The following is a 13,700-nucleotide window of genomic DNA, read 5'->3' on the forward strand; positions in this document are numbered from 1 at the left end:
AATATATCTCCAAACAAGTAATTGTATAGGGGTTAATATTTTTTCAGTATTTATAAAAATATGTGAAAAACAATAATTTCTAGCTAGATGGACAGTATGAAAAATAGGTAGAATAAAAAAGATCCCCTAATGTATCGGTTTGATTATAGTTATATTTTTCCGTCCAAGAAATCACGATAACCCTTTAAATCTAGCAATCCATGGCCACTTAGATTGAACAATATTATTTTTTCTTTGTTTTCTTCACGGGCTTTTATTGCTTCATCAATAACGGCTTTTACTGCATGTGCTGATTCGGGTGCGGGAATTATACCCTCCGTTCTAGCAAATAATTTGCCAGCTTCGAATATTTGTTTCTGCGTATACGCTCTAGGTTCAACTATTCCGTGCTTCACCAATATGCTTAGTGATGGTGCTAATCCGTGATATCTCAGTCCTCCAGCATGTATAGGTGGCGGTATATACTTGTATCCGAGAGTGTACATTTTGATTAGAGGAGTTAAACCTGCTGAGTCTCCAAAATCGTAACGGTATTCTCCCTTAGTCATAGATGGAGCTGCTTCCGGCTCAACAGCTATGAACCTAATATTACTGGATTCTTTTAATTTATCTCTTATAAATGGATAAGATATTCCTGCAAAATTGCTTCCTCCACCAACACATCCTATTACTATATCAGGGTAAACGCCTATTTCTTCAAGTTGCTTCTTTGCTTCCAGCCCAATTACTGTTTGGTGTAGTAGGACATGGTTCAGAACTGATCCGAGAGAATATTTTGTGTTTTCACTATGTATCGCATCCCATATTGCCTCGCTTATCGCTATTCCTAAACTTCCAGGATGATCAGGATTTTCCAATAATATTTTTCTACCAATCTCTGTTTTATCGCTGGGACTGGGATATATTTCTGCACCATATAGCTCCATTACTGTTTTACGGTATGGTTTCTGTAAATAGCTTATTCTAACCATGTATACAGTTATTTTTAGTCCAAACATTGATCCCGCAAGACTAAGTGCTGAACCCCATTGCCCCGCACCAGTCTCAGTGGTTAACCTATCGATTCCTTCTCTAGATGCATAATATGCTTGGGCTAGTGCAGTATTGACTTTGTGGCTACCAGTAGGGGTTACTCCTTCATATTTATAATAGATTCTAGCAGGAGTATTCAAATACTCTTCTAAACGCTTTGCTCTAAGTAGTGGTGTTGGTCTACCAATTTCTAGGTATGTTTTTCGAAGATCACTGGGTATACTTATATATCTTTCCATACTAAACTCTTGCTTAACTACTGTATGAGTAAAGAGTTTCTCTAACATTTCCGGCTTTACTATTTCACCTGTGCCGAGCCTCATTGGAGGAATGGGTTCTGGCAGATCAGGCAAGATATTATACCAATAACTTGGTAGAATATCGGGTGTTTGAGAAGACCTAATATGTTCATCTACCATTGGCGCTGCATAAAATCACCTCAGAGCATTAATAATTTCAAGGGAGAGAATAAAAAAGTTATGGTATTAGCTAGTTATGAACTAAAAACTACTCTATCAAGATTTATTGTTTCTTCTACACTCTTATCTGGTTCAAAAGGCAGGCTCAGCTCTAATCTTAACATATATTTCCCTTCTGCAAAACCATAAATAATTGTACCATTATAGCTTCTATCATATCTAGTAATAGGACCTACTATGTCGCGAAGTGTAATCTCTTCAATATGTGATATTATCGCTAAGGGTTCTGATATATTAAGTCTTATAGTAAAATTATGTATGCCGGTTACAGTGGCATTATAAATAGTCTTTTCTACAGTTAACTTATCAAATAATTTTGTATTCTCAATTTTTCCTGTAAGGATCAATTTTGCCGCTAAACTTTTATGTCTCGTAGTATATATTAATTTGCCATTTAAAACATCACGGTTAATCTTTGTATATAAATATAGTTCGTCGCCAGAAACGAGTTTAATCTTGAAGGTGTTTTCGAAAGGTTTAAATAAAGTACTATTTGGAACGAGTACTAATAAACCGTTATGTATAGATTTGTCTTGAAAGAGAATTGCCGGTAACTTAACATAACCATTACCTAGTTTGTCAACCATGATAGTATATTTATTTAAAAAGTTACGATTCAAAAGTATCTCGTTAGACTTACCTGTTTTTATCACTTCAAATTTTCTATATATATTTCTGTGATTGCTTCCAGATGATCTTATGCTTTTTTCCTCTATAACAATGTATCCGAGAGAATGCTTTACAGTCTTGTTCAATTTAATATGGTCTTGATTAACTAGTTCTATAGTTTTCATAACTCTCTCCATTATTTTCCTGACTCTTCTCCTTCCTATGTTAGTCTCTAATTCTTTAGCTCCCAAACCAATTATTGGAACAGCTATTAATGGAATTAAATAAGTTATATATTCAAACATTGCCATGACCATTAAGAAAATAGCTGAAAAAACTATTATTATGGGAAAATAAATCAGGGCTTTTCCACCTATTTCCTTTCTCTTTCTCTTATATGCTATTCTAAACTCGCTCATACAGAACACGCAACCTCAACTTTCAATATAGGTCTATCTTCGAAAACAGAGATAAGATTCTATTACTATATGAGTGCATGTTTGTTTAGGGAAAAATATATTAAGGAAGTAGTAATGTGCTTCATTTACCTATTTTGCTTTCTTTAAGTTTTTCTTAGAGAATAGTATTATAGCAATTTTATTATTGTGATATTGCAATAAACAATTATTGCAGAATCCATATGGTGTTCTATATGGCTTTATCGGAAAAACTAGATAGTATTCCTCCATCTCTGATTAGGAGATTCTTCGACCTTGCTTCTTCAATGAAAGATATTATATCTCTAAGTATAGGTGAACCAGACTTTGATACACCACAGCATATTAAGGAGTATGCTAAGGAGGGATTAGATAAGGGGTATACACATTATGGTCCAAATATTGGTTTATATATGCTTCGTGAAGCAATAGCTGAGAAGCTTCGGAGGGACAATAATATTGATATAGATCCTGAGAAGGAGATCATTATAACTGTAGGAGCTAATATGCCCATACTTATGGGTTTAGCAACGTTTCTACGTGAGGGAGAAGAAGTTCTAATACCGGAACCAGTTTTTGTGTCTTATGCTCCAGCCGTTATATTAGCTGGTGGAAAACCAGTGATGGTTCCAACGCGGGAGGAGGAAGAATTCAAGCCTAGAAACGAGGATCTTAAGAATTATGTATCGGAGAAGACGAGAGCATTAATAATTAATACGCCAAACAACCCCACGGGAACAGTGTATACGAGAAAGGATCTAGAGGAAATAGCTGATTTCGCTGTAGAACACGACTTGATGATCATAAGTGATGAGGTATACGAGTATATCGTATATGATGGATTTAAACATATAAGCATAGCATCACTGAATGGATTATTTGAGAGAACAATAACAGTTAATGGTTTCTCAAAAACATTCGCTATGACTGGTTGGAGAATAGGATTTGCCGTAGCGCCTAGCTGGGTTATCGAGAAAATGGTCAAGCTACATATGTATACAGTAACATGTCCTGTAACATTTATACAATATGCAGTAGCTAAAGCATTAAGAGATAAAAGAAGCTGGGATGCAGTGGAGAATATGCGTCGAGAATACCAGCGTAGAAGAGATCTTGTATGGAAAAGAATAAATGAAATAGGATTATCAGCGTTTAAACCTAAAGGTGCCTTCTATATTTTCCCAAACATTAGAAATACTGGCTTGAAAAGTATGATGTTTAGCGAGAAATTATTAAGAGAAGCAAAAGTTGCAGTTGTCCCCGGCATAGCCTTTGGCAAAGAATATGATCAATATATACGTATAAGTTATGCAGTAAAATATGAGAAATTAAATGAAGCACTTGATCGAATAGAAGATTTTCTTAGAAATAAAGGTATGATATAATCTTTTTTTAACCGTTAAATAATCAGATATTGTATTGTTCCAAAACTTTTCTAAATTCTGATAACTCACTTATAGCTTGCAATATGATCTCATGTTTTTCCTCTATAGATGAAGTATTTCTGGCTAGTTGCATTAAATTCATTATTTCCAATAAATCCCTCCTATATCGAACATGTAGGGCTTGATGGTTCTTTAGAAGATTCTTTTCAAGTTTTGTTAAGAGTTTAATGGATTTTTCAATTTCTTTATTAGACGATGAAATATATATCTCGGCCAGGATAGCATGGTTAATAGGAACACCATGGAGTGCAGATACAATTGTTAACATGTCAAGTCCACGGGTTTGTTTATGTTTTTCATAAGCATTCCTAGCAACTTCGATCTTTCCGAGTGCTAAGCGGAGATAATAGATAATCTTATCGATATTTTGGATTATTTTCGGCAATGAACCACCATGCTATTATCTAGTTTTTGTTCCTCATATATCAAACTTTTCTATCTTGATCTTGTGATCAGCAATATTTATAATTACACCTTTGTTGATTAAATCAACCATATTATTATGTAACATTATTGAAGACTTATTCTTTTCTAGGTAGTAAAATATTGTCGAAGAACCTAGGAATACTTCCCTATTCGAAGCTATATAGTTAAGCTTATAGTAATCAATATATTTTTTATTCTTTAAGCGATGCTTAGCAATATATGATGTAATAGCAACTATTAGTCTTTGATCATTTGTGTAGAAAATATTTATTGTATTCATAGCTGACTTAGTATATTTCTTTGCTTCTCTCAGAGCTTCTATAATGTTTTCTTCAGTCGGAGAATCTATTAATTCATATATCAGTTCTCCCAAAAGATATGAATCGGATATATTCTGTGCCATTGTACCTAATCTATTCATGAGTTGATCTATTTTCATTGTGCCATTATGAACCATCCAGTACTGATATTTTTTTCCACCATAGAAGAATGGATGCGTGTTGAAAAGGTTTACTTCTCCCTGTGATGCGGCTCTTGAATGTAATAATAGGATCTTATAGTGTTCATTGCTCGATATTGTTTTGAGTAGTTCAACTCCACTATGATCTTCGTAGACGGGTTTTATACTCCTATAATGGAACTGGTTGGTGTATTCACCATTATATTTGAAGAAAACATATCCCCAACCGTGAGGGTGTCTTGGATTCCCCGACTTACTGATCTTAACCTTATATGGATCGTATTGGCTAGCTTGAATAAAAGAATTTATCATATCATTAATAACATCTTTTCTACTGCTCATCACTAATGCTATTCGACACATTCTGAGAGCTTACCTCTTCTCTCTTCTCACTTCTAACTATTATTCTTTTAACCATAAAGCATTTTTTCGCAAATAATAGTTTGGGAATGTGGTTTGGAATGCTTATTTCATTAACCATCTTTATACTCTTTATTTTCTCATCTAAAAGTTTCCAATCGACATCATCGCTAATATATAGCTTTTTAATGTTAACAAGTACAACTTGTTTATCGATATCTTCAAGATCGTTTCTTGATATGTCTAGTTCTTCTATTCCGGAAATAACTATTGTATTTTTAACAGATTCTACGGCTTCTTTCAGTGATTTTCTTGATGATTTAATGAATTCGCTTAGGAGTTTAGATGCTTCTTTTCCTATTTTCTGTCCTACTTCGCCGGTAAAGGATATAGTGGTCAATAGTGCTCGCATAGCTTCATTCATAAATTCTCCTACACTTAGCCCTAGTTTTTTGGCTGTTTCACTAAATGTTTTATATAGTTCGGGGTCTAAGCCTCGAATAGTATATGTTTTCTTTTCTTGGGAACTCATTATAAATCCTCACCTGTAATACTAGTCATATATGTATTACATGTATTACAAGTAATAAATCTTTCCCCACCCTTCTAACGAGAATATACAGTATAGAACTGAATAGATGCAGAAAGATTCGAACAAGCTTGATTGAGTGCTTGAAATCCTAAACAGTATATCTATGCGAATAATAATCAATAGGCCATCCACTAATCGATTAAACCCGCTATATCTATGATAGCGAGAAAAAAATTATTAGTCTGTAGATCGTTGCTGTTTTCTGAAAACATACTGTAAAATCATATGTTTGTATGTTTTTTGGATAAGAGCAATGGAGCAAAAATGATCTATATAGAACCAGGTTTAATGGTGTTTACTCTTTACCTTATCCTTTTATTACCTCTGATCTGTTTATTAAACTTCGTGGAAGCATTATCGGTGATCAAGATTGACATATAGTTTAGTTGGATTTGATCCTAAAAACAATGTTTTAGGTGTAGGAGTTGTATCCGGCAGTATTGCAGTAGGATCTCGTGTGCCATGGGCTAAATATCTTGTTGGGGGTGTTGCTACACAAGCATATACTAATCCTTCACTTGGCCCAATCATTCTAGGTTTATTGGAGAAAGGTTACGGTGTTGAAGATGCTTTAATGAAGGCGTTGGAGAATGATCTAGGCCGTGAATATAGGCAGGTAGCTGTGCTCTCATGGAATGGTTCCTATTCTTTCTATAATGGTAAAAATATTCCGGAAAATTACAGTGGATATGGAACAAGAAACTGTGTATCCATAGCTAACCTCGTTGTTTCAAAAAATATACCATATGAGATGTGCACAACGTTTTTAGATAACTTAGATCAAGGAGTATCAAGTGCTTTATTACATGCACTGGAAAAAGGACACAGTATTGGAGGAGACAAGAGAGGGGATAGATCAGCGGCGATACTTGTTGTTGGTAAAACCGATTATGGAATATTATATGATAAATTAATTGATTTAAGAATTGATTACTCACATGATCCTGTCAAGGACTTGGCAAAACTTTATATGTTGTACTTGAAGAATGCTTAGCTTTGTACGATAAAACTTTGCTTAACAGAACATATTTCTACACACTATTTCTTCAAGAGGTTTTCTAGGCCTTAGCACAGGTTTTTCATCAGGATAACCTATAGCTAATATTGCAACTGGAACATAGTCTTTAGGCGCATTAAGTATCTCTTGTATTTCATCTATATTTCTCATAGTTTGAATCCATACGGAGCCTATACCAAAAGCATGTGCTGCAAGCTGGATATAAATTGTAGCATTAGCGCCGTCAAGAAAATAGGAATCAGGATCATCTTTTCTATTAACTAGCACAACAATCGCCTGAGGAGCAAATCTTAATGGCTTAGCTCCGCCATGAATCTTTGATAATCTATCAAGTATTTGTCTATCATCTATGATTACGAATTTCCATGGTTGACTATTATGGGCGCTAGGAGAATAACGGGCTGTATCTAAAATCTTTAAGAGAATCTCATCAGGGATCTTTTCAGACTTGAACTTTCTAATGCTCCTCCTAGTTTTAAGAAAATTAATAAGTTCTTCTTGATTGCAGCTCATGTTCAATCACCATGTCTATTATTTCCTAAACCGTATTCCTATATATTTAAACACTTTGAAGATTCCGTTTGGATTATAATATATTAGTGTCAGTAAATTAATTATTATGAGTATTCTCTGATATGCTTACTATGTGGGTGTCTCGATATTGAGGATTGCTAAAGTATTAAGGCTTAGACTTGAAGGCAAAGGATGCGGTAGCTGTATAGCGCCTGCTAAACGATACTTTTTGGGAATAAATGGTGTAATAGGGGTTCATATTATGGGCTACTATGTTTACGTCATTATTGACAACAAATTTGACCCGTTAAAAATTATCAAGGAAAGCCGGGTAACAGAGTATTACTGGATAAGAGAAATGAGTGTTGAGAACATTGATTTGGATAAGTTATTTGAGAAATTGAGGACAAAATCGTTTTCATATAGGTTTAGTTAATGTGGTCGTAAAGTGAATTTTATACATAATAATATATAAATATTGAAAGTTCAAAGTTCTAAATTATGAATAATTGTCGATGCTAGATAATTGGATGCGTAGTTTATCATGGTTTACCTAGATTTAATAACGAATACTATTCAAATTATTGATCGTACTCATTTATATTATATAATCCAATGATTAAAATTAACATTAAAAAATACATGCTAGACATATTTGAAATATTTTAAGCTATTTTCCTTGCCTAGAAGAGCTAGTAGTGGTGCTGCTCTTGGCCCACTTGTTTTTCCTATTATTAACTTATAGAAGTTTTCATATAGCATCTTTCTCTCGTTCATTGTTAGATCTTTAGTTGCAGCGATCATTGCATTCTTTATGTTTTCATCGTTCCATTCATCTATTTGTTCTAGGAGTTCTTTCATTTTTCTAAGAATAATTCTGTGTTTTTCTGGTATAGTCTTTACTATTTCAGGTTTTGGTTCCGGTAGTAATTGGAACTTCATGTTTTCGGGAGCGTATTTTTCTACCCATGTATTGGCTTTTTCGAGTGTTTCAAGTATTCTCTGTAATCCATACTGGGATGGATTCTCTGGAATGATCTTTGTATTGATTAGTCTTTTTATGCCCTCAGTTCTCCATAGTTCTCGTGGTAGTATCTGTGATAAAATTGCTAGATGTGTATAGGATACTTGTTCTGGAGGAGATTTCGGGGGTTCTCCTTTAGGATAGCTTAATTCATAGCTTCTTTTCAGTAAAACTTCCTCTTCTTCGTTCTTAGCTTTCTCTAATCCATAATAGATTCTCTCGGCTTTATAGTACTGGCTATAATAGTGTGGTATCTCGTATAAGCTTACAATAATTTTTTTCATCGGAGGAGTTCTAAGAACTATGAATCTATAAATATGTGGATGCGCTACTTCTAACCATTCTCTAGGTGTAAATCCTATGAATCCACTGCTCGTCATGTCTAGTATTTTCTTATCTTTTGTGCGCATAGCAACCCATTCATAAGGTATTCCCTCAGGTGGTTCTATTCCATAAACATTAACTGCAAGATCTACACAGCTATCACGGCTACCTCCCGGCGTAGCATGGTCTTTACCGTAGGGCTCAAAATCTACTCCTAAACTCCACCATACTCCTACCCATTCTATTCTCCAGTTAAGCTTTCCATTGCTTAGATCAGTTACTCCTATGTATCCACAGTTTCTACACCTATACCTAACCTTATCATGATCAATAATTTCCAATGCTTCAGTAGAATCTATTCTTCCACATTTACCACATATTGATTCGAAAGGTATCCAGTTTTCAGGGTAAGGTTTTCTGCCACGATACTTGTTTATTGTTTTCCTAACCTTTTCTCTAATCTCAAGAGTTTTCAAAGCAAACTCGAGGAGTTTTCCACGATATAGATCCGTTGTTGTAACAACTTCTATCTTACCATCTGTGAATTCTTCAAGGTAAGGACCGAAATCTTCCCAGTAATGTTCAACCCAGTTTTTATGACAACCATGGGGGTCTGGTACATTGATCAATGGCCAACCCTTATATTTTTCTGCCTCTTTATGATTTGGAAAAGCGCTTAACTGGGCTTTCTTACCTTTCCAAGCATCTTGTGTATAAAGTGTTATGTATTGTTTAATTTTCAATCCTTTCTTTGATAATATTCTACGTAAAACTTCTGGAATGATTATTTCGCCTCTTAAACGTCCAACATGTTGTAATCCTGAAACGCTTAATCCACCATTAAATATGTAGACTTCTTTTTTTCTCTTTAAGAGCTTCTCATAGAGATTGTCAGCTAGTTCATCGATCCAGTGACGTGGCAATTCAGCTTCACCACTAGTTTTGATTATGTATTTTCTACTGTGAGGTTATATATATTATTGTGAAAGACGAAATCTCCATTGATATATTATTTAAACTAATCTATAATGAGTAGTTCTAATTTTATCAATTTTCTATTTATTCATCATTATACTATTTTTCGAAAACTTTATTGATATCCTGATATTTATGCTTTAATTAGGATCTGAGTAATAAGTAGTAGATGTATGTAATATTTGTAGTTTTAGAGATTTTGTCCCTGATTTGATCAGTTATTTTCACCAATATTTAATTAGCTTAATTCAATATTGTTTCATTTATTATTTTATATTACAAATTAGGAAAATAATAATGAACTTCCAGCACTTGTCGAGTATGTTTTATTCTTTCTGATATGATAAGAAATAGTTTACAAGGTTAAAATTTAATTATCTATTTAATAATATAATTTATTAGGAAACAGTATATCTACTCTCTCCCTCTCAATTCATCTACTCAAATAATTTACTATTGTATCTTTAAAGAACCTATCCCGGGTGATGTATATGGCTAATGCTTTGACTAGGCTTCAAGCAATCATTATAACTATAATTATTATCGTCGCTGTTGTTGCTGGTATAGCTGTGTGGATGCAGACAGGTGGAGGCGGTGCTCCAGTAACTGTAGAGTTAACTGGTAATTTAGAGACGGATATAATAAACATTGGTAAGGCATTACAGGATAATGGAGTAAATACTGTTAAGTATACGGTATGGAGCGGTGGAGACCCCAATAGTGTAATGAGAATATATGGTATAGTGGAGGCGGCGGAGAGGATTAATAAGATATGGAGTGACCATGGTATAAATGTTAAAATAGAAGTATCAACATATTATGCTAGTAATCCCAATTCTGTATACCAAGACTATCTAAGTAAGTGGGGCCTAGGACAAGCACCCGATATAATGGCTAATGGATATGTCTACATAGCTAGCTTAGCAGATGAAGGCTATGTATTGGATCTTACAGATTACTTAAATAAATACACAAGTTTCCTAAATAACTTCTATCAATCATTGATAACTGTGATGAAATATAAGGGTAGAATCTATGGTATACCACAAGATACAGAGGCTAGACCAATATATATTAGAAAAGACGTAGCAACATGTGCCGGCATAGATCTTTCAGGACTAGCCGAGAAAGTGAAAAACGGAGAATTCACATGGAAGGATCTATATAATTTAGCTAAACAAGCAAAAGATAAGGGATGCGCTGAATGGGGACTTATTCATAGAAAGGGGTCAGCACATCCAGACCTAATACAATTCATATATGCTTATGGAGGAAAACTATACGATGAAAATACAGGGAAACTAGTGTTGGACAAGGAAGCAGTATATAAGTGGTTTGCAACAGAAAAAGCATTTGTTGATGCAGGATTATTACCAAGCGATATGATGAGTTGGGATTGGGGCAAACAAATACATCCAACAGTGGTTGATGGTAAAACCTTCGCATTCATAGGAGGCGTATGGCATTGGACAGAATGGCAAACAAAATCCTATTACACAGATCCAAACACAGGTGAACTAAGACCACTCACCGCTGAAGAGGTTAAGAAGTTCTTCTACTATACATTATTCCCTGCGGGAGAACCAGGAAAGAAACCGGTAACTCTCAGCCAGCCTTTTGCATGGATGATTAATAGTAAAGCAGGTTATCAAAACCCCGACTATGATAGATTAAAAGATATATATCATAAACTAGCATTCCTACTAGTGGTTAAAGCTAGTGATCCAGACATAATTGCCCTCCACAGCATAATGTCCTCACACCTACCTGTAACAAAGGAGGCAGCAGATCTTCTCGGCAATAAACAATGGATAGACAACTTGAAATCATTATCGTTTATATTGTCAGATAAAGTTAGAAACGAGATCAAATCGATCGTTGAGAAAACAGCTAATTCAATAAACATTGAGTTCCTAAAGAATGTGACATACATGTTAGAATACACAACATTTACCCCAATGCATCCACAGTATCCGAAACTAGCCGATTACTTCGCTGATGCAATCGATAAAGTATTAAGAGGACAAATGAGCCCCGAGGACGCTGTAAACTATCTAGTACAAAAGATCAATGCCGATCCAGACCTTAAAGACAATACAGAAATAATCGGCGAAATACCTACAGGATGGAGTTTTCCATAAAGAGGTGAGTATATGAAAAGATTTAAACTCAAATACTTTTTTTCAAATCTTAGAGGTTTCTTAAGAAGTGATGCATCAAAGTTTTTGGCTCCTGCACTATTTCTAGTAATAGTTTTCTTCATTATCCCCATCATTATATCTGTTTATATGAGTTTTACTCCTTTAAGAAACTGGAACATAGATAAATATGCTGGGGAATTTATTGGTTTTAAAAACTATTATCGTTTATTTTACTTATTAATGCATGATCCTTCTGTTAAAGCAGTTATGCTTACAACAATAGTATTTGTATCAATAACTCTAATAGTAAATGTACTCGGAGGATTAGCACTTGCTATCGGTACATTTTTTATAAATGAGAGAGCTGCAGGCATCTCACAATTGTTATGGTTGTTACCGCGTATGACTCCTGTAGCTGTATATAGTTTGATATGGTACTATTTCTTTCATCCCAGCAGTATAGGCACACTTAACGGTATATTATTAAGACTTGGAATCATCGATAAACCCATTGATCTTGGACAACAAATACTGCCATGGGGGGCATGGGCTATCATAATATTTGTAAATGGTTTAGTAGGAGTTAGTTATGGAATGATCGTTTTTACATCGGCTATCAGCAATATTCCTAAAGAATTAGTGATAGCAGCAAGAGTTGATGGAGCATCTAATTGGGATATTACACGTAAAATACTTATACCATTGCTTAAATGGCACATCATATATGTTACAACTTGGCAACTCCTCAGTCTTTTAACAACATATGATCACCTATTCTTACTAGTTAAATGGGGGCTCGTAAACAGAGATTATGGAACAACATGGAGCCTATATGTTTACAATACAGCTTTTCTAACAGGCATACAGGATCAGGGATTAGCTGCTGCAGCGGGAGTTGTTCTAGTAATTGTTTCTTCTATCCTAGGCATTATAACATTGAAGCTGATGGGCTTTGAGAAAATGATCAAGCCTCCGAGAGGTGACATATAATGCCCGGTATGAGAGATGTTGAAATTAGGAAGAGGAGCAGTGAGATACTAATACTTCTAGCTATAATACTTGCCTCTATACCCTTGATCACAGGTTATCTATTATTGGTTCTCTCTAGTTTTAGTAAGACAATGTTTACAAATCTTGACCCAAATAGTTTCCACCCAACTCTAATTAACTGGATATTGTTGTTCCAAGGTAGAACAGCTGCCTTTGCAGGTATTCACGTAAATATTTGGAGAATAGTATTAAATACATTAATTGTTGCTCTAGGTATTAGTTTCTTAGTTACAATACTAGGTTCGCTTAATGGATACGCTATTTCAAGAATGAATTTTCCAGGTAGAAAACATATACTAGCCTTACTTATACTCTTACATGCTTTTCCGGGTAGTGTATTAGTTGTTGGAGTTTACTTTATTTATAGATTATTTATCCCCCCATTAGAGCTTGTCAGTATTTATAGTTTCTTCTATGTCATAGTTGCTAGAGCCGCAGTGGAGATCCCCATGGCTACATGGCTTATGAAAGGCTTCTTTGATATGATTCCATGGGAGATTGAATGGTCCGCGATTGTTGATGGTGCTTCGCGTTTTAAGGTTTGGTGGAAAATATTATTGCCAATGATTAAGCCTGGATTAGCAGCTGTTATGTTGTTTGGCTTCCTAGCAGGGTGGATGGATCTTATATATGTTAGAACATTTCTAGTAGATATTACTCTCGCCAAATTTATTGAAGCAAACACGTATGCTGAATATGCTTATTTACCATTAGTTGCTGCAGCTGGCACACTATATTTGCTTCCAACAATACTCTTCTTCATCTTTGCACAGAAACTCATATTTACAATAAGTGTCTCAGGGATCAAGGGGTGA

13 protein-coding genes are annotated in these 13,700 nt (G+C 34.7%); 6 read left to right on the forward strand and 7 right to left on the reverse strand.

Annotation, left to right across the window (positions count from 1 at the left end; genetic code table 11):
• Nucleotides 1-149: 149 nt before the first annotated feature.
• Together SMAR_RS00490 and SMAR_RS00495 are read right to left on the reverse strand one after the other, a co-directional pair.
• Nucleotides 150-1,451 carry a TrpB-like pyridoxal phosphate-dependent enzyme gene (locus SMAR_RS00490; protein WP_011838402.1) on the reverse strand — a complete coding sequence of 434 codons (1,302 nt, stop codon included), beginning with the start codon at nucleotides 1,449-1,451 and terminating at the stop codon, nucleotides 150-152.
• A 74-nt stretch (nucleotides 1,452-1,525) separates the two neighbouring features.
• Entirely contained in the window at nucleotides 1,526-2,539 is a 1,014-nt protein-coding gene (locus SMAR_RS00495; RefSeq protein WP_011838403.1) for a hypothetical protein, read from the reverse strand.
• Between the two features lie 233 nt (nucleotides 2,540-2,772).
• Between SMAR_RS00495 and SMAR_RS00500 the strand changes: the two genes are divergently transcribed.
• Nucleotides 2,773-3,942 (forward strand): pyridoxal phosphate-dependent aminotransferase, encoded by a 1,170-nt coding sequence (locus SMAR_RS00500; protein WP_011838404.1) that lies wholly within the window; start codon nucleotides 2,773-2,775, stop codon nucleotides 3,940-3,942.
• Nucleotides 3,943-3,964: 22 nt separating this feature from the next.
• On the opposite strand, the gene SMAR_RS00505 is transcribed toward SMAR_RS00500, so the two are convergent.
• Genes SMAR_RS00505 through SMAR_RS00515 form a run of 3 tightly spaced genes read right to left on the reverse strand, consistent with a single transcriptional unit; the run spans nucleotide 3,965 to nucleotide 5,780 of the window.
• Nucleotides 3,965-4,387 (reverse strand): hypothetical protein, encoded by a 423-nt coding sequence (locus tag SMAR_RS00505; RefSeq protein WP_011838405.1) that lies wholly within the window; start codon nucleotides 4,385-4,387, stop codon nucleotides 3,965-3,967.
• A 33-nt stretch (nucleotides 4,388-4,420) separates the two neighbouring features.
• A complete protein-coding gene (locus SMAR_RS00510) occupies nucleotides 4,421-5,251 on the reverse strand; it encodes a class II glutamine amidotransferase (RefSeq protein ID WP_011838406.1) in 831 nt (276 codons plus the stop codon).
• Nucleotides 5,220-5,780: a hypothetical protein gene (locus tag SMAR_RS00515; protein ID WP_011838407.1), complete on the reverse strand. Its 561-nt coding sequence runs from the start codon at nucleotides 5,778-5,780 to the stop codon at nucleotides 5,220-5,222. The genes SMAR_RS00510 and SMAR_RS00515 overlap by 32 nt, the downstream gene beginning before the upstream one ends.
• 430 nt (nucleotides 5,781-6,210) lie before the next feature.
• Here SMAR_RS00515 and SMAR_RS00520 point away from each other — a divergent pair, with 430 nt between their 5' ends.
• A complete protein-coding gene (locus SMAR_RS00520; RefSeq protein WP_011838408.1) occupies nucleotides 6,211-6,834 on the forward strand; it encodes a DUF1028 domain-containing protein in 624 nt (207 codons plus the stop codon).
• Between the two features lie 21 nt (nucleotides 6,835-6,855).
• On the opposite strand, the gene SMAR_RS00525 is transcribed toward SMAR_RS00520, so the two are convergent.
• Nucleotides 6,856-7,371: a nitroreductase family protein gene (locus SMAR_RS00525; RefSeq protein WP_011838409.1), complete on the reverse strand. Its 516-nt coding sequence runs from the start codon at nucleotides 7,369-7,371 to the stop codon at nucleotides 6,856-6,858.
• A 148-nt stretch (nucleotides 7,372-7,519) separates the two neighbouring features.
• Here SMAR_RS00525 and SMAR_RS00530 point away from each other — a divergent pair, with 148 nt between their 5' ends.
• Nucleotides 7,520-7,807, forward strand: coding sequence for a hypothetical protein (locus SMAR_RS00530; protein WP_011838410.1), 288 nt, complete (start codon nucleotides 7,520-7,522; stop codon nucleotides 7,805-7,807).
• A gap of 209 nt (nucleotides 7,808-8,016) precedes the next feature.
• Here the strand turns inward: SMAR_RS00530 and lysS are convergent, their stop codons facing one another.
• Entirely contained in the window at nucleotides 8,017-9,642 is a 1,626-nt protein-coding gene (gene lysS, locus SMAR_RS00535; protein WP_011838411.1) for a lysine--tRNA ligase, read from the reverse strand.
• Between the two features lie 543 nt (nucleotides 9,643-10,185).
• On the opposite strand from lysS, the gene SMAR_RS00540 reads away from it, so the two are divergent.
• The 3 genes from SMAR_RS00540 to SMAR_RS00550 are packed head-to-tail and all read left to right on the forward strand — an operon-like array spanning nucleotide 10,186 to nucleotide 13,700.
• Nucleotides 10,186-11,835 (forward strand): ABC transporter substrate-binding protein, encoded by a 1,650-nt coding sequence (locus tag SMAR_RS00540; RefSeq protein ID WP_011838412.1) that lies wholly within the window; start codon nucleotides 10,186-10,188, stop codon nucleotides 11,833-11,835.
• Nucleotides 11,836-11,847: 12 nt separating this feature from the next.
• Nucleotides 11,848-12,825 carry a carbohydrate ABC transporter permease gene (locus SMAR_RS00545; protein ID WP_011838413.1) on the forward strand — a complete coding sequence of 326 codons (978 nt, stop codon included), beginning with the start codon at nucleotides 11,848-11,850 and terminating at the stop codon, nucleotides 12,823-12,825.
• Nucleotides 12,825-13,700 carry a carbohydrate ABC transporter permease gene (locus SMAR_RS00550; RefSeq protein WP_011838414.1) on the forward strand — a complete coding sequence of 292 codons (876 nt, stop codon included), beginning with the start codon at nucleotides 12,825-12,827 and terminating at the stop codon, nucleotides 13,698-13,700. The genes SMAR_RS00545 and SMAR_RS00550 overlap by 1 nt, the downstream gene beginning before the upstream one ends.

Source organism: Staphylothermus marinus F1 (assembly GCF_000015945.1).
Classification (GTDB): Archaea; Thermoproteota; Thermoprotei_A; order Sulfolobales; family Desulfurococcaceae; genus Staphylothermus; species Staphylothermus marinus.

Excerpts from the sequence above, each read along its gene's own strand:
- SMAR_RS00525 (WP_011838409.1), bottom strand. The coding sequence starts at position 7,371 with ATGAGCTGCAATCAAGAAGAACTTATTAATTTTCTTAAAACTAGGAGG.
- SMAR_RS00495 (WP_011838403.1), bottom strand. The coding sequence starts at position 2,539 with ATGAGCGAGTTTAGAATAGCATATAAGAGAAAGAGAAAGGAAATAGGT.
- SMAR_RS00510 (WP_011838406.1), bottom strand. The coding sequence starts at position 5,251 with ATGTGTCGAATAGCATTAGTGATGAGCAGTAGAAAAGATGTTATTAAT.
- SMAR_RS00545 (WP_011838413.1), top strand. The coding sequence starts at position 11,848 with ATGAAAAGATTTAAACTCAAATACTTTTTTTCAAATCTTAGAGGTTTC.
- SMAR_RS00550 (WP_011838414.1), top strand. The coding sequence starts at position 12,825 with ATGCCCGGTATGAGAGATGTTGAAATTAGGAAGAGGAGCAGTGAGATA.
- SMAR_RS00500 (WP_011838404.1), top strand. The coding sequence starts at position 2,773 with ATGGCTTTATCGGAAAAACTAGATAGTATTCCTCCATCTCTGATTAGG.
- SMAR_RS00490 (WP_011838402.1), bottom strand. The coding sequence starts at position 1,451 with ATGGTAGATGAACATATTAGGTCTTCTCAAACACCCGATATTCTACCA.
- SMAR_RS00515 (WP_011838407.1), bottom strand. The coding sequence starts at position 5,780 with ATGAGTTCCCAAGAAAAGAAAACATATACTATTCGAGGCTTAGACCCC.
- SMAR_RS00540 (WP_011838412.1), top strand. The coding sequence starts at position 10,186 with ATGGCTAATGCTTTGACTAGGCTTCAAGCAATCATTATAACTATAATT.